The sequence below is a fragment of the Fusobacterium sp. FSA-380-WT-3A genome, assembly GCF_012843705.1.
Lineage (GTDB): Bacteria > Fusobacteriota > Fusobacteriia > Fusobacteriales > Fusobacteriaceae > Fusobacterium_B.
The window spans coordinates 144,359-168,999 of sequence record NZ_JABAFQ010000003.1; the positions used below are offsets into that span (position 1 = coordinate 144,359).

General features: G+C 28.2%; 25 protein-coding genes, 1 riboswitch and 1 other annotated feature. Of the genes, 10 read left to right on the forward strand and 15 right to left on the reverse strand.

The window, feature by feature from the left end; genetic code table 11:
- Nucleotides 1-2 precede the first annotated feature (2 nt).
- Nucleotides 3-1,388, reverse strand: coding sequence for an APC family permease (locus tag HF862_RS03800; RefSeq protein ID WP_170186600.1), 1,386 nt, complete (start codon nucleotides 1,386-1,388; stop codon nucleotides 3-5).
- Nucleotides 1,389-1,553: 165 nt separating this feature from the next.
- On the opposite strand from HF862_RS03800, the gene HF862_RS03805 reads away from it, so the two are divergent.
- Nucleotides 1,554-2,096 (forward strand): flavodoxin family protein, encoded by a 543-nt coding sequence (locus tag HF862_RS03805; RefSeq protein ID WP_170186601.1) that lies wholly within the window; start codon nucleotides 1,554-1,556, stop codon nucleotides 2,094-2,096.
- Between the two features lie 196 nt (nucleotides 2,097-2,292).
- Here the strand turns inward: HF862_RS03805 and HF862_RS03810 are convergent, their stop codons facing one another.
- Nucleotides 2,293-3,690 (reverse strand): Na+/H+ antiporter NhaC family protein, encoded by a 1,398-nt coding sequence (locus HF862_RS03810; protein WP_170186626.1) that lies wholly within the window; start codon nucleotides 3,688-3,690, stop codon nucleotides 2,293-2,295.
- A gap of 154 nt (nucleotides 3,691-3,844) precedes the next feature.
- A riboswitch (Lysine riboswitch) is annotated at nucleotides 3,845-4,018 on the reverse strand.
- 202 nt (nucleotides 4,019-4,220) lie between these two features.
- Here HF862_RS03810 and HF862_RS03815 point away from each other — a divergent pair.
- The 7 genes from HF862_RS03815 to gpmI all read left to right on the forward strand — a co-directional run bounded on the left by HF862_RS03815 (nucleotide 4,221) and on the right by gpmI (nucleotide 9,081).
- Nucleotides 4,221-4,829 carry a ribonuclease HII gene (locus tag HF862_RS03815; protein ID WP_170186602.1) on the forward strand — a complete coding sequence of 203 codons (609 nt, stop codon included), beginning with the start codon at nucleotides 4,221-4,223 and terminating at the stop codon, nucleotides 4,827-4,829.
- A 19-nt stretch (nucleotides 4,830-4,848) separates the two neighbouring features.
- Nucleotides 4,849-5,223 carry a YraN family protein gene (locus HF862_RS03820; protein WP_170186603.1) on the forward strand — a complete coding sequence of 125 codons (375 nt, stop codon included), beginning with the start codon at nucleotides 4,849-4,851 and terminating at the stop codon, nucleotides 5,221-5,223.
- Nucleotides 5,207-5,425 carry a zinc ribbon domain-containing protein gene (locus HF862_RS03825; RefSeq protein ID WP_170186604.1) on the forward strand — a complete coding sequence of 73 codons (219 nt, stop codon included), beginning with the start codon at nucleotides 5,207-5,209 and terminating at the stop codon, nucleotides 5,423-5,425. The genes HF862_RS03820 and HF862_RS03825 overlap by 17 nt, the downstream gene beginning before the upstream one ends.
- A complete protein-coding gene (locus tag HF862_RS03830) occupies nucleotides 5,397-6,068 on the forward strand; it encodes a ComF family protein (protein ID WP_170186605.1) in 672 nt (223 codons plus the stop codon). Before HF862_RS03825 ends, HF862_RS03830 begins: the two co-directional genes overlap by 29 nt.
- Nucleotides 6,052-6,654 carry a hypothetical protein gene (locus HF862_RS03835; protein WP_170186606.1) on the forward strand — a complete coding sequence of 201 codons (603 nt, stop codon included), beginning with the start codon at nucleotides 6,052-6,054 and terminating at the stop codon, nucleotides 6,652-6,654. Before HF862_RS03830 ends, HF862_RS03835 begins: the two co-directional genes overlap by 17 nt.
- A 122-nt stretch (nucleotides 6,655-6,776) precedes the next feature.
- The gene (tpiA, locus tag HF862_RS03840; RefSeq protein WP_170186607.1) at nucleotides 6,777-7,532 is read left to right on the forward strand and encodes a triose-phosphate isomerase; all 756 of its coding nucleotides are present in this window, start codon (nucleotides 6,777-6,779) and stop codon (nucleotides 7,530-7,532) included.
- A 31-nt stretch (nucleotides 7,533-7,563) separates the two neighbouring features.
- Nucleotides 7,564-9,081 (forward strand): 2,3-bisphosphoglycerate-independent phosphoglycerate mutase, encoded by a 1,518-nt coding sequence (gpmI, locus tag HF862_RS03845; protein ID WP_170186608.1) that lies wholly within the window; start codon nucleotides 7,564-7,566, stop codon nucleotides 9,079-9,081.
- A gap of 48 nt (nucleotides 9,082-9,129) precedes the next feature.
- On the opposite strand, the gene HF862_RS03850 is transcribed toward gpmI, so the two are convergent.
- On the reverse strand, nucleotides 9,130-10,014 hold the full coding sequence (locus tag HF862_RS03850) for a LysR family transcriptional regulator (RefSeq protein WP_170186609.1): 885 nt from the start codon (nucleotides 10,012-10,014) through the stop codon (nucleotides 9,130-9,132).
- A gap of 153 nt (nucleotides 10,015-10,167) precedes the next feature.
- On the opposite strand from HF862_RS03850, the gene HF862_RS03855 reads away from it, so the two are divergent.
- Both HF862_RS03855 and HF862_RS03860 read left to right on the forward strand, forming a co-directional pair.
- Nucleotides 10,168-11,334: a M20 family metallopeptidase gene (locus tag HF862_RS03855; RefSeq protein ID WP_170186610.1), complete on the forward strand. Its 1,167-nt coding sequence runs from the start codon at nucleotides 10,168-10,170 to the stop codon at nucleotides 11,332-11,334.
- A 26-nt stretch (nucleotides 11,335-11,360) separates the two neighbouring features.
- Nucleotides 11,361-12,731, forward strand: a complete 1,371-nt coding sequence (locus tag HF862_RS03860; RefSeq protein WP_170186611.1) for a YfcC family protein — start codon at nucleotides 11,361-11,363, stop codon at nucleotides 12,729-12,731.
- Between the two features lie 160 nt (nucleotides 12,732-12,891).
- On the opposite strand, the gene rplT is transcribed toward HF862_RS03860, so the two are convergent.
- The 12 genes from rplT to HF862_RS03920 form a co-directional block, all read right to left on the reverse strand.
- Nucleotides 12,892-13,242 carry a 50S ribosomal protein L20 gene (gene rplT, locus HF862_RS03865; RefSeq protein WP_027128077.1) on the reverse strand — a complete coding sequence of 117 codons (351 nt, stop codon included), beginning with the start codon at nucleotides 13,240-13,242 and terminating at the stop codon, nucleotides 12,892-12,894.
- A 35-nt stretch (nucleotides 13,243-13,277) separates the two neighbouring features.
- Nucleotides 13,278-13,487: a 50S ribosomal protein L35 gene (rpmI, locus tag HF862_RS03870; RefSeq protein ID WP_170186612.1), complete on the reverse strand. Its 210-nt coding sequence runs from the start codon at nucleotides 13,485-13,487 to the stop codon at nucleotides 13,278-13,280.
- A gap of 29 nt (nucleotides 13,488-13,516) precedes the next feature.
- On the reverse strand, nucleotides 13,517-14,029 hold the full coding sequence (gene infC, locus HF862_RS03875; protein WP_170186613.1) for a translation initiation factor IF-3: 513 nt from the start codon (nucleotides 14,027-14,029) through the stop codon (nucleotides 13,517-13,519).
- A gap of 17 nt (nucleotides 14,030-14,046) precedes the next feature.
- Nucleotides 14,047-14,176 (reverse strand) — a sequence feature (ribosomal protein L20 leader region).
- 62 nt (nucleotides 14,177-14,238) lie between these two features.
- Entirely contained in the window at nucleotides 14,239-14,817 is a 579-nt protein-coding gene (locus HF862_RS03880) for a nucleotidyltransferase family protein (RefSeq protein WP_170186614.1), read from the reverse strand.
- Nucleotides 14,817-17,096, reverse strand: coding sequence for a xanthine dehydrogenase family protein molybdopterin-binding subunit (locus tag HF862_RS03885; protein ID WP_170186615.1), 2,280 nt, complete (start codon nucleotides 17,094-17,096; stop codon nucleotides 14,817-14,819). The genes HF862_RS03880 and HF862_RS03885 overlap by 1 nt, the downstream gene beginning before the upstream one ends.
- A complete protein-coding gene (locus tag HF862_RS03890; RefSeq protein ID WP_170186616.1) occupies nucleotides 17,096-17,560 on the reverse strand; it encodes a (2Fe-2S)-binding protein in 465 nt (154 codons plus the stop codon). Before HF862_RS03890 ends, HF862_RS03885 begins: the two co-directional genes overlap by 1 nt.
- Before the next feature lies 1 nt (nucleotide 17,561).
- Nucleotides 17,562-18,353 (reverse strand): xanthine dehydrogenase family protein subunit M, encoded by a 792-nt coding sequence (locus HF862_RS03895; RefSeq protein WP_170186617.1) that lies wholly within the window; start codon nucleotides 18,351-18,353, stop codon nucleotides 17,562-17,564.
- Between the two features lie 184 nt (nucleotides 18,354-18,537).
- Complete coding sequence (locus tag HF862_RS03900) at nucleotides 18,538-19,845, reverse strand: uracil-xanthine permease family protein (RefSeq protein ID WP_170186618.1); 1,308 nt, start codon at nucleotides 19,843-19,845, stop codon at nucleotides 18,538-18,540.
- 175 nt (nucleotides 19,846-20,020) lie between these two features.
- On the reverse strand, nucleotides 20,021-20,398 hold the full coding sequence (locus tag HF862_RS03905) for a RidA family protein (RefSeq protein WP_170186619.1): 378 nt from the start codon (nucleotides 20,396-20,398) through the stop codon (nucleotides 20,021-20,023).
- Between the two features lie 31 nt (nucleotides 20,399-20,429).
- Entirely contained in the window at nucleotides 20,430-21,638 is a 1,209-nt protein-coding gene (locus HF862_RS03910) for a Xaa-Pro peptidase family protein (RefSeq protein WP_170186620.1), read from the reverse strand.
- Nucleotides 21,639-21,805: 167 nt separating this feature from the next.
- Nucleotides 21,806-23,317: a sodium-dependent transporter gene (locus HF862_RS03915; protein WP_170186621.1), complete on the reverse strand. Its 1,512-nt coding sequence runs from the start codon at nucleotides 23,315-23,317 to the stop codon at nucleotides 21,806-21,808.
- 24 nt (nucleotides 23,318-23,341) lie between these two features.
- The gene (locus HF862_RS03920) at nucleotides 23,342-24,523 is read right to left on the reverse strand and encodes a YgeY family selenium metabolism-linked hydrolase (protein ID WP_170186622.1); all 1,182 of its coding nucleotides are present in this window, start codon (nucleotides 24,521-24,523) and stop codon (nucleotides 23,342-23,344) included.
- Nucleotides 24,524-24,641: the final 118 nt, after the last annotated feature.

Below are 24,641 nucleotides of genomic sequence, written 5' to 3' on the forward strand. Positions count from 1 at the left end.
AACTACTCACCTTTTTTTAATTTTTTATCAAAATACATATAGAAAAATACTCCAACTACTAGAACTAAAGTTCCTAATATAGAGTTTGTTGTATCTTCTATAAATGTATTAATAACTAGTCCTAAGAAAATTACTGCAGTTATTATTACTGATACAGGATATGCCCAAACTTTATAAGGACGCTCTAGAGTAGGATATTTTTTACGACATCTCATTACTGCTACTATTGATAAGAAACTAAATATCATACTTGAGAATACAACTAAAATTGTTAATTGTTCTAAGTTACGTAATAAAACTAAAATTACAGAGATAACTCCTTGAATAACTATAGCAACTGTTGGAACTTTATATTTTGGATGTAAATAAGCATAAGATTTAAAGAAATGTCCCTCTACTGCCATAGCATAATACATACGAGGTTGAGCCATTATTAATCCATTAAGAGCACTAAACATAGCTAATACCATTCCTATAACAACTACTGAAGCTCCAACATTTCCAAGAACTTTTTTAGCTACAGCAGTTCCTAAATAAAAATCTCCACTACCTATCATAGATACAATTTCTTCATGAGGAAGAACTTTAAATATTGAGAAGTTAAATAATACATAAAGTAAAGTTACTCCACCTATACCAAAAATTAAAGATAAAGGTAAATTTCTTTTTGGATTTTTTATCTCTTCTGCTAATGTATTTAAGTTTGTCCAACCTTCATAAGCCCATAAAGTAGCCACAACAGCAAAAGCTATCATTCCAATTAAGCCTCTTTCACTAGTTTCAACAGCAGTTGATACACTAGCTAAAGAAAAATCTGGTTTTACATCTCCTACAAAAATAGCCACAAACATTATTAATAAAATAGGTATTAATTTTGCCACCATTGAAGCATTTTGAAGCCAACTTGAACCTTTAACTCCATAACAGTTATATATAGTTAATACAACTATAAGTACAATAGCTATCATTTTTATTGTAAAATCACTCATATCAAAGAAAGTTCTTAAAGCTGTAGGTAAAGCAATAGCTATACTAGCTACAGAACCTGGTCCACCAATAGCCCAATCAGTAAATCCTGTTAAAAAACCAACTATTGGATGAAAAGCCTCTGTTAAATATACAGTTCTTCCCCCAGCCTTAGGCATTAAAGTTCCTAATTCTGCATAACAAAGCCCTGCCATTAATGAGATTAATCCTCCTATAAGCCAACATAAAAGAGCTAAACCTAAATTCATATTAACTCTTTCTAATACATAAGAACCAAGATAGAAAATTCCTGACCCTATCATGATTCCTCCAATAATACTAACTCCCCCAAAAACTCCAATTTCTCTATTAAATTGAGTTTCTTCAGAGGTTAGATTTTTTATTCTCTCTTGTTCATTCATAAAAACTACCCCCTCTTTTATTTAATTAAAATAAAGTATATTATATATTCTTTCCATTGTCAAGAATTAATATTATAGTAGTTATATTAAATTCTCCTTGACTTTATAATGAAAAAGAGGTAAATATAAAATATGGGTAGAAAACTTTTATTAGGAGGATAAAAAATGAAAATATTACTATTAAATGGAAGTCCAAGATTTGAAGGAAATACAGAAATAGCTTTAAAAGTTTTAAAAGAAGAGATAGAAAAAAATATAAAAGGTGAAATAGAAACTATTAATCTTTCAAAATTACAAATAAAAGGATGTTTAGGTTGTGATTATTGTAAAACATCTGGTGGAAATTGTATTACAAAAGATGATGGACAAATGATAGCTGAAAAAATCCTTGAATCTGATGTTATTATTTTTGGTTCTCCAGTTTATTGGTGGGGAATAACTTCTCAAATGAAGGCAGCAATAGATAGAATATATATGAAAGGCGAATTTTTAGGAGGAAAATCTAAAAAAATAGGTTTGGTTACTGTTGGAGCTGCTGAACTAAGTGATGAAGAATATGATATTATAAAAAGACAATTCAAATGTATATGTGAATATTTAAAATGGGATTTCATTGGAAACATAGATGTTTCTGCTTATGGAAAAGGAGATGTTTTAAAAGATACTGATAAAGTAACTGAATTAAAAAATTTTTGGAAAAAAATCTAAATTTTAATCAAAATAAAAAGGATATTGTATTTTTGCAATATCCCTTTTATTTTTTATTATAAGAAAAAATTTATTTTCATAAAAATATTTCTTATTTACTTCATCAAAAATAATAAACTCACTTTTTTAATATTATCTTTATTATTCAAACTCTCTAACAAAACTACCTTATAGAAAATTTATTGATTATAAAATTTTATTTTTTTAATTTTACTTTTGGTTCTTCAGGAATATTAAATAATGGAATAAATTTATCTAATCCTGTTAAAGTCAAGATTAATATAGAAATTACAACTATTATAGAAAGAAAATTGTATTTCATAATATCTGTTGGCCTAAATTCATAAAGAGGGTAAACAACAGAAGCTATTCCTGTAAAAAATACAGTATAAGTATGCCAAGGAATAAATTGAGAACCAAAAACTCCCATAGCATCACTAAAACATCCATTTCTTAGACGTAATTTATATTTTTCCTCTTCACTTCCCTCTACAGTTTCATCAACTAAATTTTTTATTATTGGTCCTATAGTAACTATTTGAGCCATCTCATCAGCTAAAGCTACATTTCCTAATATAGAAAAAACTCCATTGTAAAACATTAGTTGTCTTACATTTTTAGATATTCTTTTTACTATTCTTGATAATGGTTCAAAAGCATTAATACTTCCCATAATTCCACCAAAAGCTGTTATCCACATCATCATTATAATAACACTTGCTCCAGCACTTGAAAAACCTGTGTACATTAAATCTAAAAATTCTGAAATATTTGGAATTGTTCCTGATATTAAACCAAATACTAGAGAGCTAATAATTCCTATAAAAAGACAAGCTAATGTTGGAAAACCTTTTATTGCTGATATTAAAACAAAAATTAAGGGTAAACACATATATAAAGGTACTCCATCTTTAACTTGATTCAAAAGAATAATTGCCGACTCTCTTTCAGACTTTAAAACTTCCCAAACATTATCAGGAATTTGATTGATAGCCTCATTTACATTTCCACTTATATTTGGTAATCCCATCATAACTGATACTACATAAAAAGTTATTATCCCAACTATAAGACATCCTAAAGACCAAACTCCTTGATGTCTTATTCTATGTATAACTTCTACTTTTTGTATTCCAGAACTTACAACTGTAGTATCTGAAATAAGCCCTATATTATCACCGAAACAAGCTCCTCCAGCAATAGCCCCTAAAGTTAATAGAATATTTCCACCAACTATATGGTTTAACCATAAAAATATAGGAGCACAAGCTGCAAAAGTTCCCCAAGATGTTCCTATTGTAATAGATAAAACACTTGTAACAATTATTCCTGTAACAGCTATTGTTTTTCCTGTTAAACCTAAATTTAAAGACATAATAATTATTGAAGCTCCTACTCCACTAGCCATAAAAGCTTCAGCCATAGCATAGGCTAACATTAAAATAAAAAACACTAACTGAATTTCCTTTACACTATTTACAGCTTTTTCTACAATTTCATTAAAAGAAAATTTTTCAGTTAACCAAGCAATTATTGCTACATATATAGTTGAAATTGGAGCTGCTATCAAAAAGTCCAATTTTATACCAACCATTAAAATTCCTAATAAAACAATAGGAGATAATTTTAATACCTCTATAAAAACTCCTCTTCTCTCGTTGTTTGTCACTTAATCCTCCTCAATAAAAAAGCCTTATATTATTAAAATATAAGGCAGAAAATATAAAATAAACTATATAATTTATAATCTAATTGATAGCTCTACACTAGTAAACTAATGTCAGTCTTATAGATGTTCTCTATAATCCCAAGTGTCTAAAGTTAGCTCTTTAAACCTTTCGGCAAAATTCCCTTTCAATAATAATCTATGCTTGCTAAACTCCTATTATCTAATAATGTCTTTTGCAACCTCTACCTTGAAAATATTAAATTGTCCAATACATATAATAACATTTTTTATATTTATTGTCAATTTTGTTTTTCATTTTCTTATTTATTTTTCTTTCTATGAATGTTATAATTAAATATAAATTTATTTTGAAAAGAATTTAATAAAATTAAAATACTTATTCTACAAAAATAAAAATTTTAAAATTAAATTAATATAAAGTTATAGGAGAAAAGATGAGTAAACTATATAAATTTGATATTGAAAAAGGAAAAATAATTTTAGGAGTAGATGAAGCTGGAAGAGGTCCATTGGCTGGCCCTGTAGTAGCTGCTGCTGTAAGAATAAGAGAATATCATGATTTTTTTGAAGATATTAATGACTCTAAAAAATTATCAGAAAAGAAAAGAGAAAATTTATTTGAAAAAATTTTAACTTTTTGTGATGTTGGAATTGGAATAGCTACTGTAGAAGAAATTGATGAGGTTAATATTTTAAATGCCACTTTTTTAGCTATGAATAGAGCTATTGAAGATATTAAAAGCCAAAATATTGATTATGATATTGTTTTAGTAGACGGAAATAAATTAATAAAAAATTATAATGGTAATCAAGAGTGTATTGTAAAAGGTGATGGAAAATCTTTATCAATAGCTACAGCTTCTATAATAGCTAAAGTTACAAGAGATAGAATAATGTTAAAATTTTCAGAAATATATCCTGAATATCATTTTGAAAAACATAAAGGTTATGGAACAAAACTTCATAGAGAAATTTTATTAGAAAAAGGACCTCTAGAAATTCATAGAAAAACTTTTTTAAAGAAAATTTTATCTAACTCTTAAGAAAAAAGTTAGGTTTAAAATGAAAAAATTTTTAAATAAAAGAGTTCAAGGAGAATATTTTGAAAATTTAGCATTAAATTTTTTAGAAAAAAAAGGTTTTCAATTAGTAGAAAAAAATTTTTATTCTCATTTTGGAGAAATTGATTTAATTTTAAGAAAGGACAATCTAATAATTTTTGTAGAAGTAAAAGAAAGAAGTAATCAAAAATTTGGAAATGGTTTTGAAGCTATTTCTAAGAAAAAATTAAGAAGAATGTTTTTAAGTGCTAATGAATTTATAGCAATAAATAAACTACAAAACTTTAATATCCGATTTGATGCAATAGCATTTGATGAAAATGGTAAATGTTATTGGATTGAAAACATATTGTGGGGTGATGAAATTGGATTTTAGATGTACAAAATGTGGAAGCAGCGATTATTATGTAAAAACAGCAATTTTTCCTGAAAAAGATTCAAAATTAAAAGTTGAATTTGGAACTTACTATCTAAAAATTTGTTCTGATTGTGGATATACAGAAATTTATTCAGCTAAAGTTGTTGATAAAGAACTTAAGAAGGTGAAAAATGTTCCAGAACCTAAACCTGCACCTTAGAAAATTTTTCTTTAACAATAGATGTAGTGTCTGCAATAATCTTCTATCTAACAGTGAAATATATATTTGTAATAATTGTAAAGAAAATTTTTTACATAATAATTCATTAAAAAAATTTAATGATGTATACTATATTTTTAACTATGATAAAAGTTTCAGAAATTTAATAAAAAACTATAAATTTCAAAATAGAAAATATATTGGATTTTTCTTAGGAAAACTTATAGAAAAAACTTTAAAAAAAGTGATAGAAGAAAATAATATAGATGTTATCATTCCTGTTCCTTTAAATAAAAAAAGATTATTTTCAAGAGGATTTAATCAAGTATCCTATACTTTAGATATTTTAAATATAAAATATCATGATGCAGCGAGAATAAAAAATACAAAACATATGAGTCATTTGTTGGATAAAAATTCAAGAAAATTTAATATAAATAAAGCTTTTTATATTCCTTTTCAAGTGGAAAATAAAAATATTTTAATAATAGATGATGTAATAACAACTGGAAACACTATAAGAGAATTAAAAAAAGAAATAAAAAATAGGGGAAAAGTAAAATCTATAACTGTCTTTTCTTTTTCTATGGCATCTAGTTTTAAAAAATATAATTATGGGGAGAATCATGACAATATTAATTGATAACAAAGAGTACATTCTAGAAAAACAATATAATAGTTTTGGAGAAATTATAAATGAAATCACAAAAAAACTTAAAGGAGAGGACAAAATATTAGAAAAAATAGTGGTTGATGGGGTTATACTTTCTAATACTTCTATTGTTGATATTTCAAAAGTATCTTTAATAGAAATTTATACAAAAAGTCACAGAAATATTTTATTTCAATCTTTATATTTATTAGAGGAATATATAGAAGAATATTTTAAAAGTTTAAAAACCTTAGAAGAGTTTGACCTTGAAGAAATAGCTTATGATATGAAAATAAATGAAATATTAAGTTTTTTAAACTGGACTTTAAATCTTTTATATAGTTTAAAAGAAAATACTTATATAGATTATTTATATTTTGGGTATAATGAGTTTTTAGACGATTTTAAAGAAAGTTATAATTCACTCATAAAAGCTCTGACACAAGGAGATTATGAAACTTCTTTTGATATTTTAGAATTTGAAATCTCTGATATGTTGTCTCTTTTAAGTGAAAATATCGAAAATTATAAAAGCGACATTATTTTAGAAGAACAATCATCAAATAATAGTAATTAAATTAATAACGGATAAAAATTAATCAAAAAATATTTATTTATTAACTTATAGAAAATTAGAAATTTTTTTTAGAATGTGATAAAATTAGTTATTAAGATAAAAATATTTAGGAGGATTTATTTATGAGAAAAACAATAATTGCAGGAAACTGGAAAATGAATAAAACAAATAAAGAAGCTGTTGAAATGTTAACAGAATTAAAAGAACTTGTTAAAGGAATAGATTCTGTTGGAATAGTAATTGGAGCTCCATTTACAGCTTTATCTGATGCTGTTAAAGCAGTAGAAGGAAGCAATATTAAAATAGCAGCTGAAAATGTATATCCTAAAGATTCAGGAGCATATACTGGAGAAGTTTCACCAGTTATGTTAAAAGATTTAGGTGTTGAATATGTTATATTAGGACATTCAGAAAGAAGAGAATATTTTAAAGAATCTGATGAATTTATAAACGAAAAAGTAAAAGCTGTGTTAGCTCATGGAATGACTCCTATTCTTTGTATTGGAGAAAAATTAGAAGATAGAGAATCTGGAAGAACTGATGAAGTTAACAAAACTCAAATTAGAGGAGGATTTGCTGGTCTTACTGAAGAAGAAGCTAAAAAAATAGTTGTAGCTTATGAACCAGTTTGGGCAATAGGAACAGGTAAAACAGCTACTCCAGAAATAGCTCAAGAAACTCATAAAGCTATTAGACAAGAACTTACTGAAATGTTTGGAGAAGAAGTTGCTAATGAAATCACTATCCAATATGGTGGTTCTATGAAACCAAACAATGCTAAAGAATTATTAGCTCAAGCTGATATTGATGGTGGATTAATTGGAGGAGCTTCTCTTAAAGCAACTGATTTCTACGACATTATTAAAGCAGCTTTATAATTATTTTATATTATTATAGAAAGGAAAAAAGATGACAAAAAAACCATTAATGTTAATGATACTAGATGGATGGGGAATAAGCACATGTGATACATGTGTTAATGCTATAAAAAATGCACATCCAGAATATTTTTTAAACCTTTTAAAAAATTATCCAAATTCCCAATTAAATGCTTCTGAAGAATATGTTGGATTACCTGCTGGACAAATGGGTAACTCAGAAGTAGGACACTTAAATATTGGAGCTGGAAGAGTTATTTATCAACCTCTAGTAAAAATAAGTAAAGATATCAAAGATGGAACTTTCTTTGAAATTGAAACTTTAAAAGAAGCTTTTGAATATGCTAAAAAACATAATAATAGAGTTCATATTGGAGGACTTTTATCTGATGGAGGAGTTCACTCTCATCTTGAACACTGTTTTGGACTTTTAGAAATGGGAAAAAGAGAAGGTGTAATTATGTATCTACATGCTTTCTTAGATGGTAGAGATACTGCCCCTACTTCAGGAGCTGGATACTTAAAACAAACTGAAGAAAAAATGTCTGAATTAAATTATGGAAAGATAGCTACTATTTCAGGAAGATACTATGCTATGGATAGAGATAAAAACTGGGATAGAACAAAAAGAGCTTATGATAATATGACTATTGGAAATGGTTTAGAATTTTCTTCTGTTGAAGAAGCTATAAAAACTTCTTATAACAAAGGAGTTACAGATGAATTTGTTGAACCTTCAATAATTGATAAAGAAGGAATAATTAAAGAGGGAGATGTATTTATAAACTTCAACTTCAGACCTGATAGAGCTAGACAGATTACAAGAGCATTAAATGATAAAGAGTTTTCTTATTTTGAAAGAGCTATAGCTCCTGTTAAAGTGTATTGTATGAGACAATATGATTCTACAATAGATGCTCCAGTTATATATGTTGATGAAGAAATTAAAAATACATTTGGAGAAGTTATTTCTAAAGCTGGTTTAAAACAATTTAGAACAGCTGAAACTGAAAAATATGCTCATGTTACTTTCTTCTTTAATGGTGGAGTAGAAACTCAATATGAAGGAGAAGTTAGAAAACTTGTTGCTTCTCCAAAGGTAGCAACTTATGATTTAAAACCTGAAATGTCAGCTTATGAAGTTACTGAAGGATTAATAGAAGCTTTAAATAGTAATGAGTATGATGTTTTTATTGTAAACTATGCTAATCCAGATATGGTTGGACATACTGGTGTTGTTGAAGCTACTGAAAAAGCTATAATAGCTGTTGATGAATGTGTTAAAAAAGTAGCTACAAAAATTCTTGAATTAGATGGAACTTTATTAATTACAGCTGACCATGGAAATGCCGAACTTATGGTAGACCCTGTAACAGGAGCTCCATTCACATCTCACACTATTAACAAAGTACCATTTATTTATGTATCTAATCATACAGAAAATATACATTTAAAAGATGGTAAATTAGCAGATATTGCTCCTACTATGTTAAATATATTAGGAATTGAAAAACCTGTAGAAATGGATGGAGAAAATTTAGTTAAATAATAAAATAAAGAGGGTGTTGTATAACAGCCCCCTCTATTTTTTTATTTTTTATTTAAAATATCTTTCTTTATTTTCTAAAATATTTTCTACAATTTTTTTTATATTTTCATCCTTTAATTTTTCTCTTTTTACTAAAAGATATGTCTCCCTCTCAAAAGGTTCCCCATTAAGTTTAACCATAGGGAAAAAATTTAGCTCTTTAAAATTTTGCATATGAATTTTAGGTAGTACTGTCCAACCAATTCCACTTTTTATCATTTCCAAAGAAGCTTCTGTAGAGTTAACCTTTATTATTTCCCCTTGAAATGGTTTTCCCAAATAAATTTTACTCCATTCATCTAAAAAAATTCTAGATTTTACTACAGTATTAGTTTCATATTGAATATATGGTATTTTTTCTAGTTCTTCTATTTTTAATAATTTTTGAGATATTATTCCATAAGGCTCTTTTGAAACAATATATTTTTCTTCATTCCATGGAACATCCCCTCTTAAAATTCCAATGTCTATTTTTTCTTCTTTTAATAATTTTGGTAGTTCATGATAACTATTTCCTGAAATTATATTAATTTTTATTTGAGGATATACTTCTTTTAAGCTCTGTAAAATAAAAGCTAATTTATATTTAGCCATTGTTGTACTTATCCCTAAATTTATTTTCCTTTCTTCTGAATCTTTTATATTTTTTATATTTTTCTTCATTATCTCATATTCTAAAAGAAATTTTTTAGAATATTCAGCTAAATATTCTCCCTCTTTAGTTAAAACTATTCCAGTAGAAAGTCTTTTGAATAAAACTACATCTAACTCTTCCTCTAATTTATTTAATCTATAAGTTAAAGAGGGCTGTGATGTATATAATTTTTCTGCTGTTTTTGTTAAATTTAACTCTTCTGACATAACTTTTATTATTTCGCAGTCTTTTAAATCCATACATTCTCCCATAAAAATTTAGTGATATAAAATTTTTTTAAAAAGCTTATAAAAATTCAGTATTTCATTTTTTTATAATTTTATACTAAAATATTTGTAATAAAACATGATACTGTATACATAATTATATCATATTTTTTTTAAGGAGACAATATGAAAGAGATATTATTAAAAAAATTTGAATCTTTAGAACCTCAATTACAAAATATGGCTAATTTTATTTTTGATAATCCTGAATTTGGTTTAAAAGAATTTAAAGCTTCTAATCTTTTAATAAATTATTTAGAAGAAAATGGATTTATTATTGAAAAAGGTGTAGGAGGATTAGAAACTGCTTTTAGAGCTATTTATGAACAAGGAACTGATGGTCCTTCTATTGGAATTTTAGTAGAATATGATGCCATTGAAGGAATTGGTCATGCTTGTGGTCATCATATGCAAGGGCCTATTGGTGTTGGGGTAGCTGTAGCTTTAAAAGAAGTTTTAAAAACTGAAAATTATAAATTAGTTGTTTATGGAACTCCAGCTGAAGAAACAACAGGTGGAAAGTTAGCTATGTTAAAAAATGGATGTTTCAAAGATATTGATGTAGCTTTAATGACTCATGGAGGCCCAAATACTACAACAGATATAAAATCTTTAGCTATGTGTAAACTTACAGTTACATTTAATGGTATAAAATCTCATGCTGCTTTAAAACCTGAATCTGGTAGAAGTGCTTTTGATGCTCTTCTTCTTACGTTTAATGCTATTGAATTTATGAGAGAACATGTACCAGATGATGTTAGAATGCATTATACTGTTTTAAATGCTGGTGGACCAGCTAATGTAGTACCTGATAAAGCTGTAGGAAACTTTTATTTAAGATCTTATGATAATGCTACTCTTGTAGATTGTAAAGAAAGATTTTTTAACATAATAAAAGGAGCTAGTCTTATGACTGGAACAACTTATGATATTCATATAGATAAAGAAATGGGTGGAAAAATTCCTATTCTTACTTTGAATGATTTAATTATGAAAAATGCTTTAGAATTAAATGCTCCTTCTATGAGCCCACCAAGAGAAAAAACAGGTTCAACTGATTTTGGAAGTGTTATGGCAATAGTTCCAGGAACTTGTTTAAGAATAGCTTTTGTTCCTGAAGGAACAGCTTCTCATTCAGATGAATATTTAAAAGCTGGAAAATCACCAGAAGCTTATAAAGCCATTGACATGGGTGGAAAAATTCTTTTATCTACTATTTATGAAATAATTACAGATAAAGAAGTTTTAAAAAGTATTAAAGATGAATTTGAAAGAAAAACAAATAAAAAATAAATTTTTTAAAGTTTAAGGAGGAAATTATGAAAAAATTTAAAGTTCCACACTCATATGTAATTATTTTTATATTACTTATCTTTGTATCAATTCTTACTTATATTATTCCAGCTGGAGAATATACAAGAATCACTACTGCTAGTGGTTTAAAAATGGTTGATAGTACTAGTTATCATTTAGTTGAAGCTAAACCTGTTGGTATATGGATGATTCCAAATTTTGTTATGAAAGGTCTTATTAAACAAGCTGGTATTATATTCCCAATTCTTGTTATAGGAGGAGCTTTAGAAACTGTTCTTTCTACTGGTATGTTCCATGCTTATTGTAATAAACTTGCTAGAAAATGTTCTGGTAAAGAGAGATTATTTATCCCAGCAGTATTATTACTATTTGCTATTATAGGAATAACTCAATCAACAAATAAATTTATAGGTTTTGCTCCTTTAGGTGTTATGTTATCAGCTACATTAGGATATGATGCCATAGTTGGAGTTGCTATGATTTTATTAGGAGTTGGTATTGGATTTTCTACAGGTATTTTAGCTCCTACAACAGCTATAGCTCAAGAAATGGCTGAGTTACCAGCTTATTCTGGAATTGGATTAAGAACAGTTTCTTTTGTACTTTTCTATCTTGTTACAGCTGCTTACATAGTTTGGTATGCTGAAAAATCTAAAAAAGACCCTACAAAAAGTGCTCTTTATGGGGTTGAAGAAGTACAAACTTTTGATTTAAAAGATTCTAATATTGAAGTTGAGAAAAAACATCCTTTAGTATTAACTATCCTTATTATTTTCTTTGCTATTTTAATGTATGGTTGTATAAAATTTAGTTGGGGACTTGTTGAAACTGCTGTATGTTTTATGTGGATGGGATTTATCATTGGACTTAGTTATGGATATGACCCTAGTAAAATAGCTAGTTGTTTTGTAAAAGGAATTAAAGGAATGTCTTCTGCTGCTATGATTGTTGGACTTGGGGCTGCTGTTGCTTTAATTTTATCAGAAGCTAAAGTTCTAGATACAGTAGTTTATGGATTAGCTAAAATGTTAGAATGGTTCCCTAATTTCTTAAAAGCTCCTGTAATGTTATTTATAAATGTTATTGTTAATGGTTTTGTTACTTCAGGTACAGGTCAAGCAGCTGTTGTAATGCCTGTTATGGTTCCTTTAGCTGATGTTTCTGGAATAACTAGACAAACAGCTGTATTAGCTTATAAATTTGGAGATGGATTCTGTAACTATATTTTACCTCATGCTTCAGCTTTAATGGGATTCTTAGGAGCTACTGGAATTACTTATGACCGTTGGATGAAATTCATGTGGAAATTATTCTTATTATGGATGATTTTAGGGTCAGTTATTCTTTCTTATGCTTATTTTGCTCAATATGTATAAAAGTTCAAAGTAAAAGTATCCCCATTTTTTGATACTATATTATAAAAAGACTGTTGTATTTTATAAAAAATTTTCAACAGTCTTTTTTATTTTTTTGGTTTTTTATTCAAAATAAAAAAGTCAGTTTTTTAATTTTGAAACTGACTTTTATTTTTATATACTATAATGCTGCTTTAGCTGTTTCAGCTAATTTTGCGAATCCTTCAGCGTTGTTTAAAGCCATATCAGCTAATACTTTTCTATCTAAAAGTATTCCAGCTTTTTTAAGACCATTCATAAATGTAGAGTAAGTCATTCCATTTAATCTTGCTCCTGCATTTATTCTTATGATCCATAATTGTCTCATTTTTCTCTTAGTTACTTTTCTATCTCTAGTAGAATAAGCCATTGCTCTCATAACAGCTTGTTTAGCTTGTTTTATAACGTCACCAGATGCTCCTCTAAATCCTTTAGCAGCTTTTAAAACTTTTTTATGTTTTCTTCTTCTTACTATTCCAGTTTTAACTCTCATTTTATCCTCCTATAATATATTCTCTCGAAAACCGATTATCTTCCAACTCCGTATGGTAATAATCTAATCATATCATTTTTATGAACGTTATCTAAAAGCACAAAGTCTTTTTTCATTCTATTTTTTCTTTTTCTAGTTTTTTTAGTTAATATGTGGCTTTTTCCTGAATGTTTAGCTACATATTTCCCTGTTCCTGTTACTTTGATTCTTTTAGCTGTCCCTCTATGAGTTTTCATTTTTGGCATTTTTGTGTTCCTCCTCTCAAATTACAAACCTATTTTTTCAATGATAACATTAAATATTTTTGTGCATCTTTATATCTTTTTTCAACTTCAGCAAATCCTTCAAATTTACTAGCTACATCATCAAGAAGTTCAATTCCCATTTCTTCATAGCTTCTTTCTCTTCCAAATTGTACTAAAGTAACTTTAACTTTATTATCTTTTTCTAAGAATTTTTTGATACTATTTATTTTAGTTTCTAAATCATGAGTATCTATTCTTGTTCTTAATTTTACTTCTTTAACAACTATTTGTTTTTGTTTTTTCTTAGCATCCTTTGCTTTTCTAGTTTGCTCATATTTATATTTTCCGAAATCCATTATTTTACAAACAGGTGGATTAGCGTTTGGAGAAATTTCTACCAAATCTAAATTCTCTCTTCTAGCCGCATCTAATGCTTCAGCTGCTGTCATTATCCCCATTTGTTCTCCAGAATTAGATATTATTCTAAATTCCTTACCTTTTATTTTTTCATTGATTCTAATTTTGTCAGAAATAGCCGACACCCCCTATACTATAATCATATATATAAAAAAACGAGGTCGCACTAACCCCGTCATACAATTTAAAATTAAAAATACATACATTGCTCTTAACCTTATATAAGTATCAATACCTATAAGGTGAGAAACGGGAAGTTTCTTCTTAAAAATATTTAATTCAGCTTTATTATTATAAAATAATTTTTACAAAAAGTCAAGTATTTTTATAAATTTTATTTAAGAAAATCTATATCTTCCAATTGTTTTTTATCTTCTAGCACATATGAAAAAACTTCTTCCATATGTTTTTTTATAATTTGTTTTCCACCTTTATCTCCTTCTATATTTTTTAATTCTCCAATATATTCAGGAGAAAATATACATGGATTTCCTAAATCTTTTCCATCAGATAAACAACCAATTTTTTTATTTTGTTCAAAAAAATTTTTTATGAATTTCTCTAAAGTTTGTATTTTTAAATAAGGTTGGTCACAAACCATAAACATTAAATAATTTTTGTTATTAATTTCATTCAAACCTAAAATGATAGATGAGGAAATCCCCATTTCACTATGGAGATTTTCTTTATATTTTATATTATTTATTTTTATAGTTTTTAAATATTCTTCTATCTCTTTATATTTTGAAACTACTATTATATTTTCTATACTTTCTTTAAATATTTTTTTTAATGAAAAAATATTTTCTAATGTATATTCAAACATATATTTATTATTTAATTTATAAAGTAACTTATTACTTCCAAATCTTTTACTATTTCCAGCAGCAAGTAAAATAATATCTAATTTCATTATTTTTTCTCTAACATTCCCATAAATACTTTTTCTGGTGTTATAGGAAGTTCTCTTATTCTTACTCCTACAGCATTATATACAGCATTAGCTATAGCTGGAGATGAAGTATTTATAACAACTTCCCCTATTGATTTTACTCCAAAAGGTCCTGTTGGTTCATAACTACTTTCAAATTGTACTTCTATTGTTCCAACATCTTTTCTTGTAGGTATTTTATATTGCATAAATGAATGAGTTTGTAAACTTCCTTTATCAGTATAAACTACATCTTCATATAAAGCCATTCCAATTCCTTGAGCTATTCCACCTTCTGTTTGTACTCTTGCTAAAGCTGGATTTACTACTGTTCCACAGTCAACAACTGCTTTATAATTAATAACATCTACTTTTCCAGTTTCTGTGTCTACCTCTACTTCAGCTATTCCTACCATATATGGTGGAGGAGATACTTTTGAAGAATGTGATTCACTTGCATATAAAGTATTGTTATTATTGCACATAGCTTTATTTGCTATTTCTTTTAATGAAATCTCTTTATTATTTTCTATATCAAAAACTTTTTTTCCATCAAACTCAACTTTTTCTATATCTACATTTAAGTATTGAGCTCCTAAAGTTTTAATTTTATCTATTAATTTTTCACAAGTTTTTACTACAGCCATACCTGTTAAATATGTTGTACTTGAAGCATAAGAACCTGAATCATATGGAGAAGTATCTGTATCTACTCCATGAACTATTATATTATCGACACTACAATCTAGACATTCAGCAGCTATTTGTGATAATACTGTATCACAACCTGTACCCATATCTGTAGCTCCTACCATTAAATTATAAAATCCATCATCACTTACTTTTATTGCTACAGAACCTACATCTATATTAGAAATTGAAGAACCTTGCATTGAAAATCCTAGTCCTACTCCTCTAACTTTTCCATTTCCCATATCTCTACGAGGGTATTTATTATCCCAGTCTATCATAGCTTTTGCTCTCTCTAAACATCTATCTAAAGCACAACTATTAGCTGTTTCTCCATAATAAGCTGGCATTAAATCCCCTTCTCTAACCATATTTTTTTCTCTTAATGTTATTGGATTCATTCCTAATTTTTCTGCTAATTCATCTATTATTGACTCCATAGCAAATATTCCTTGAGTAGCTCCATATCCTCTATAAGCTCCAGCTGACATTGTATTTGTATATACTACATCATATCTGAATCTATATGATTTAGCTTTACTATATAAAGGTATTGCTTTATGCCCACTTAATCCAACTGTTGTTGGACCATGCTCTCCATAAGCTCCTGTATTAGATAGTGTATATAAATCAATAGCTTTTATTACTCCATCTTTAGTAGCTCCTATTTTTATTGTTACTTCCATTTCATGTCTTGGACTTGAAGCTGTTTGACTTTCTTCTCTTGTAAATATTAACTTAGAATTTCTACCTGTCATATAAGTAACAAAAGCTGGATAAACTTCCATTATAGCTGTTTGTTTAGCTCCAAATCCTCCACCTATTCTAGGTTTTATTACTCTTACTTTTGATTTTGATATATCTAAAGCAGTCGCTACTATTCTTCTTACATGGAAAGGAATTTGAGTAGACGAAACTATATTTAATCTTCCAAACATATCCATTGTAGCATAAGCTCTAAAAGTTTCCATTGGAGTTTGTTGGTTTGCTTTTGTATGATATGTATTTTGAAGAACAACATCACACTCTTCAAAAACTTTATCTATATTTTCATCTCCATCATTAGCATGAGCACATAAGTTTCTTTTATTATCTGCTCCTACAGGACATAGTGCTTTCCAATTTTCTTCTGGATGTATTAATATTTTATTATCTTTAGCTTTTCTAAAATCTAATACAGCTTCTAAAACTTGATACTTAACTTTTATAAGTTTCATAGCTTTTTCAACTACTTTTTCATTTTCTCCAACTACTATAGCTACTACATCACCAACATATCTAACTCTTTGGTCTAATATAAGTCTATCATATGGACTTGGCTCTGGATAAGTTTGTCCTGCCATAGTAAATCTTTTGTTTGGTACATCTTTATATGTAAATATACTATGAATTCCTGGTACTTTTTTAGCTATATCTGTATTAATTTCTTCAATTAAAGCATGTGCATGAGGACTTCTCAATAATTTTATTACAAGACAATCTTGTGGAGCTATATCATCTGTATATACAGGCTTACCTGTAACTAATGCCATAGCATCTTTTTTCATAATAGATGTATTTACTATTTTCATTATCTTACTCCTCCTCTTTTATAATTTAAAAATGCTTTTACTGCTCTAAATTGTCCCATATATCCTGTACATCTACATAAGTTTCCAACTAAATATTCTTTTATTTCTTCATCAGAAAACTCTTTTAATTCTCTTACCATTGCAAGAACATTCATTATAAATCCAGGATTACAATATCCACATTGGTCAGTTCCCTCTTTAGCCATAAACTCTCCAAATTCTTTAGCTTCATCTTGTAACCCTTCAAGAGTTGTTATATGTTTTCCATTAGCTCTAGCAGCTAATACTGTACAAGATAAAACAGGTTTTTCATCTATCCAAAGAGTACATAACCCACAGTTAGAAGTTTCACATCCTCTTTTTACACTTAAACATCCTTTACTTCTTACATATTCTAATAGTGGTGTATCTGGTTCTATATTATCTTCTATTAATTTTCCATTAATCCATAATTTTATTTCCATATTATTTTTCCTCCACTAATTTTTTTAAAGTTCTTCTCACAAAAACTTCTGTTAATTTTTTACGATACTCTCCACTAGCTCTCATATTTGAATCAAATTTTAAATTTTCACTAACATATTTTGCAAATTTTTCTATATTTTCATTTGAAAAATCTGATAAAATATTTTCATTATCTTCTACTACTTTTGCTTTGTATGGTCTTGCTCCTATAGCAGCATAAATTTTTCCATTTTCAGGAATTGTTACTCCACAAGTTATTACTGGAAAATCTGTAGCTTGGTTTCTAAAAGCAGAATATCCCACTTTTCTTTTATCTTTTTTTATTATAATTCTTACTAATACATCTTTATCATATGGCATATTTACAAAATCTTTTAAAGAAATTACTCCACCTTTATACATTTCTACATAAGTGTCTAATGTAAGAAGAGAAGTTAAAATATCTGAAAATCCAAATCTACTATAAATACTTCCACCTATTGTAACACAATTTCTAAATTGTATACCTACTATATCTTTTAAACTATTTTTTAAAGCATTATTTGTATATTCATTTAAAGAGATATTTTTTTCTATATCTCTAAGAGTTACCATACACCCAATAGTATATTTTTCTTCATCCTCTTCTATTTTATCCAACCCTAATTTTGATAAATCTATTGCCTTAACTATATTTCTATTTTGTAATTTTAGCCATCCTGTTCCACCAAGTATTACATTATTTACATTTTGATTTAATTTGTATGCTTCTTCTAATGATTCTACAGATACATACTCCTTTATTGTTAACATTTACCCACCACCTTTACTTTTATTATTAAATTTTTCCAAGAAAAAAGAGTTGATTTTCCCTAATTATCTAGTAATTAGAAAACAATTAATATTTCATTACAAAATTAATTGTTTTACTCAACTCTTTCACCTCTGTAATATATATTTGCTCTATTTTACCATTATTTTTAATATTTTGTAAAGATTATTTTTCTTTCTTTTTCTCTGGTAAAATTAAATTTAATGTAGTAGCTATTACAAATGTCATAATAATTCCATTTTGAGCGAATATTTGTCCAACCCATTTTGGTAAATGTGCTAATACATCTGGCAAATTTCCTATTCCTACTCCAAGTCCTAATGAGATAGCTATTATTAAGCCTTTTCTATCATCTATTTCATCTCTTAATAAAGATTTTAATCCACTAACAAATATCATAGCAAACATTACTATTGCTGCTCCCCCTAAAACTGATTGGGGCATTACTGTAAATATAGCACTTAATTTAGGAATAAATCCCATAAGAACTAAAACTATAGCTCCTGTTCCTATAACAAATCTGTTAACAACTTTAGTTACTGCTATTAATCCGACATTTTGGCTAAATGTAGTATTTGGTAATACTCCAAAAAATGCCGCTATTAAACTTCCAAATCCATCAGCAATAACTCCACCTGATAATTCCTCATCTGTTGGTTCCCTATCTAATCCTCCATTAGCTATTCCCGATAAATCTCCAACTGTTTCTACAGCTGTAGCTACATACATTATTAACATAGCTATTATTGCATTTAAATTAAATTCTATTCCTACTGGCATTACTTTTGGTAAACTAAACCATGCTGCTTCTTTTACAGCTGTAAAATCTACCATTCCCATTATTATTGCTAAAATATACCCAATGACAATACTTATTAATATAGCTGAAGCACTAATAAATTTTTGTTTACATTGATTTAAAATAATTATCATTATAACTACAACTGTTCCAACTAATATGTGTTTTGGATCTCCAAATTCTGGAGTAAATCCTCCACCAAAATATCTAACTCCAACTGGTAATAATGATAATCCTATTGATATTACAACAAGACTTGTTACAATTGGTGGAAATAATTTTTTTAATGGTTTTATGAAATATCCTAATACCATTTCAAATAAAGCTCCTACAACTGAAGCTCCCATTATGGCACTATAACCATATGTTACTCCAATTGCTTTTGCTGTTCCTAAAAATCCTGAACTTGTTCCCATAACTCCTGGTAATCCGCTACCTATTTTCATAATAGGATAAATTTGAATAAGTGTTGTAACTCCTGCAATAAACATAGCATTCTGAATAAGAGCTGTTTTTAAATTTAGCTCCATTTGTAACATTCCACAAACAATGATAAGAGGTGAAATATTACCTAAAAACATAGCCAATAAATGTTGAATCCCTAAAGGTAGGGCAGTTTTTAGAGGAACTCTTCCCTCTAATTGATAGATGTTCTCATTACTTACTTGTGACATTTTTACTCCTTATTTATATTAATTTTTTTACTTTTTCAAAGGACAAAACATTATATCATATCTTTAAAAATTTACAAGAGATTTTTTTATTTTTTATCAAAAAAACTTTACTAAAGAAAAAAGGACTGAGTTTTCAGTCCTTTTTTCTTTAATTATTATTTATTTTTTAGGGTAATTATTTAACAGCTATTAATTCTATTTCTACTTTTACATCTTTTGGTAATCTTGCTACCTCTACACAAGCTCTTGCTGGTTTTACTTCTCCTAAATATTCATTATACACTTCATTTATTGCTCCAAAGTCATCCATATTTTTTATGAAACATGTTGCTTTTACTACATCTTTAAATGTATATCCTGCTTCATCTAATATTGCTTTTAAGTTTTCTAATGATTGTCTTGTTTGAGATTTTACATCATCTGATACTAATGTCATTGTTTCTGGTACAAATGGTATTTGTCCTGATATATATAAAGTTCCATTTACTTCTATTGCTTGTGAATATGGTCCTAAAGCTGCTGGTGCTTTTGATGTATTTATTATTCTCTTCATTTTTCCTTCTCCTTAAATAATTCTAATAATATTAAATAAATTTAGTTTTTGTTTTACTTAAAGTCTCAGAACCATCTTTTGTTACTATTAAGTTTTGCTCATAATTAACTGTTCCAAGTCCTGGTTGATATAGTCCTTTTTCTATTGCAATATACATATTTTCTTCTAATATCATATCTTCTTCATGAATGAACCAAGGACGTTCCCAAGTTAATCCAATTCCATGTCCCCAATGAGGTGGAAAAGCTGCATACAATGTATTTTCATCTGTTTGTTCAGAAGATAAACTTACTCCTCTTTCTTCTAAGTATCTATCTCCAGCTTCACATAATTCTCTTACAGAAACTCCAGGTTTAACTAGGCTCATAACATATTCACATGCATCTGTTACTATGTCTATTGCTCTTTTTTGTTTTTCTGTAGGTTTTCCTCCAACTACAGTTGTTCTTCCAAAATCACAAATATATCCTTCATAACAAATAATAAAGTCTACTTTAAATAGTTCTCCATCTTGTAATTTTCTATTACAATCATATCCAGGGAAATCAATGCTATGAACAGCATCACTATGAGGCCCTGAGCTTGTTACAATAAAATATAAAACTGCTCCTTCTGAATATACTTTAGCCATAGCAGGCCCTATAACTTCAGCTTCTGTTTTTCCTGCGGCTACATTATTCATTATCATTTCTACTGCTTCTGTTCCTATTTCATTAGCTCTTCTGATAGATTCTATTTCTCTTGGTGATTTTACAAGTCTCATTTTAGAAAGAATATCATCACATGGAACTAATTCTAGTTTTGGCATTCTTTCTTTCATCTCTCTACCAATTTTCCACGTAAGAGTATCTTCATACATAACTCCAACTTTTCCAGCATCCATTTTTAATTCTTTAGCTGTATCAGCTACTAGTTTAAAGAAATCTGTACTGTATCTAATATCTTTAACAGCCACTAAATCTTTTCTATATTCTAATGTTGTTACTATAAGTACTGGTTCTCCCTCCTTAGGAATCATTAAGACACAATGAGATCTTCCTGTCCATAAAGGTGGTTGATCTGGCAAATAACATCTTTGTTGATAGTGATTAGCAAAATAATCTACTCCAGCAAATCTATCCCAAGTTCCTCCTCCTCTAGACCAAATCATTACCCCATTAAGTCCTTGTTTTACTACTTCTTCTCTACATTTCTCTCTTCTTCTCTCAAATTCTTCAAATGGAACATTTTTAGCAAACATATTTCCTCCTATAATTTCTCTATATTATAATTTATAATATTATTGTTCTTCTTTCATTTTTTGATAAACTCTATGAAGACCCCAAGCAAAACCACCAAAATTTAACATTGCACAAACAATCATACACAAAATAGTACTAACTGGCATTTTAATCTCCTCCTCTTTTATTAATCTTGATGTTCTTCTGGAATTTCTGGATATCCTTCTGTTACTGTATTCATATAGTTATTTTCAGCACTTTCCCCTAATTTTTTATTAAATAATAATGTTACTATTATTAATAATCCAACTTGTAATATAACTGTTCCAAAGCTATCAACCACAAATGGATTCCACCAATCATTTGGTCTAGCTTTCATAGCTCCAATTGCTGACCATACAAATAATATAACTATAGCTACTGGTGCAAGGAATCTAACTGATACATTCCACCACTTACCAATATATAATTCATTTTCTGGAATATTAATATATGAACGAGTTTTTTCTACTCCAAATTTCCATATTGCAAAACATGTAAATAAAGAACCTACTAATAAAGCCATTCCCCATACCCAGTCTTGATTATTAACAAAATCTATATCATAAGCTGAAAAGATTCCAATAGCAAATACTACAAAGAATATTATTGTTGTAGCTTTTTTTCTTGACATTTTCATATCCATTAAAGGAACAACTCCTGTATTAAAGAATATTACATTTGCTGTCATAGCTGCAAAGAATAGTGATAAGAAGAATAAGCATCCTAATATACGTCCACCAGCCATTCCTCCAAATAATTGAGTTAAAGAAATAAATGTTAATCCATAGTTACCTGATCTACAAATCTCTTCTGCCACTTCAGGACTAGGAGCTAAAGCAAATAAAGCTGGTAATACGACAAATCCTGCTAATAATGCTGCTGAGTTATCTCCTACACCTTGAAGAAATTCATTTAAAGCTACATCTGATTTAGCCTTAGTATAAACTCCCATTGTTATTACTAATCCAAATCCAGGTCCTACAGACCATGCTGATTGAGATAAAGCTTGTAACCAAGTATTAGAATCAAAGAAAGTATCTGGAGATATAGCAAATAAATATTTTAATCCTTCAACAGAACCTGGTAAAGTCAAGGCTCTTCCTAACATTATTAATAAAACTATATATAATGCTGGAGTTAACCATTTTCCTATTAATTCTATTCCTCTACTTATCTTTTGAGCAACAATTACTGCAGTCAAAAGAAGTAATCCTACAAATATCCCTACATTTATCCATCCATTTGAAACACTATCAAATAATTGTACTAATTCCTGTGTTGTTTTTCCTTCAAATCCTTTCAAAGAGATAAATGCATATCTTAGACACCAACCCATAACAACTGTATAATATCCTGTTATTGCAACAGTAGTAGCCGCCATAAAAGCTCCCATCCAAGCATATTTTTTTCCTATAAAATCCTTAAATGCTCCAGGTGCTCCATGTCTTGTTAATCTTCCCATTACCATTTCTGCTGTAATAATAGGTATAGATATTGAAAATAAAATTATTGTCCAAGCTAGAACAAATGACCCTCCTCCATTTAAAGCTGCCATTCTTGGAAATCTCCATACATTTCCTGTTCCTACTGATGCTCCTATTAAAGTAAGTATTAGACCCCATCTTGATGAGAATACTTCTTGACCTTTTTCTTCCATAATTCCAACCCCTTTCTCCCTTTTTTATTTTAGATATGCTTTCAATATAGCATAATATCCTTCAATTCCTCTATAAGCTTGTTCTAACTCTATATATTCATCTATTGTATGTGCTAAACTTTCTTTAGAAGGTCCATATCCAATAGTTTTTATTCCTAATTCTCCTGCATAATGAGAAGCATTAGTACAGAAATACCAACAACTTACAGGTGGTTCTTGTCCTATTTCTTTCAAAGCAGTTTTAGCTTTTTGTATATATTCTTCTTTTTCATCATAAATCCATCCAGGAAAAAATCTTTTACAAACTATATCATTTCCTGTCCAACATTTATCTTTTCCATCAGAATAACTTACTTTTGCTTTAAATTCATTATCTTCTTTAGTTAATTTATTTATGATATCTTGTATAGGTTTTAAAACATCTTCCATTGTCTCACCAACAAGTAATCTTCTGTCATAAGTAGCCATACAATAATCTGGTACTACTGAAGCTCCTGGATACGGAGATGATTTTATATCTGTTAATTCTAGTACTCCATCTCCTAAGATTTCGTGATGTGAAAATGGAATTTTTCTTATTTCTTCTATTAACTTCATCATTTTATAAACTGAATTTATTCCTTCTTTTGGATTTGAAGAGTGAGCTGGTTTTCCAAATGTTTCTACTACTATTTCACCTCTTCCTTTTTGTCCTACTTTTAAATGAAGTTGTGAAGGTTCTCCTATAATTACATAATCTGGCTTAGCATATTTACTAATACTTCTTGCTGCTACTCCTTCAAAACATTCTTCATGTACAGAACCAGCAACAAATAGCTCTCCAGCAAATTCTTTATTTAAGTCTTTAGCTAAATATCCTCCAGCTAATGCCATTAGACATAAAGCACTTTTCATATCTGTACTTCCTCTACCATAAAGTTTTCCATCTGAAACTTCTCCCCCAAATGGTTCTTTAGTCCATTGACTTTCGTTTACAGGAACGGTATCCATATGTCCTTCACATAATATTCTTGGTCCTTCATATTTTCCTTTTACTGAAGCTATTACATTTCCGTATTCATCTACATGAACTCTATCATATCCTAGTTCTAAAAATAATTTTTCTAAATATTTAGCAAATTCTCCTTCTTCCCCAGAATAGCTTTTTATTTGAATAGCTTTCTGTAATACTTTTACTACTTCTTCTCTTCTTTCTTCTGTTAGCATTTCTTTGCCTCCGAAAATATTATTTATTGTTATAAGCTCCATCCCAAACTACTTTTCTATATCCTTCTACATCTGTATCTCCTTCTGTACTGATACAAAGTATTCTTGAGTTTTCATC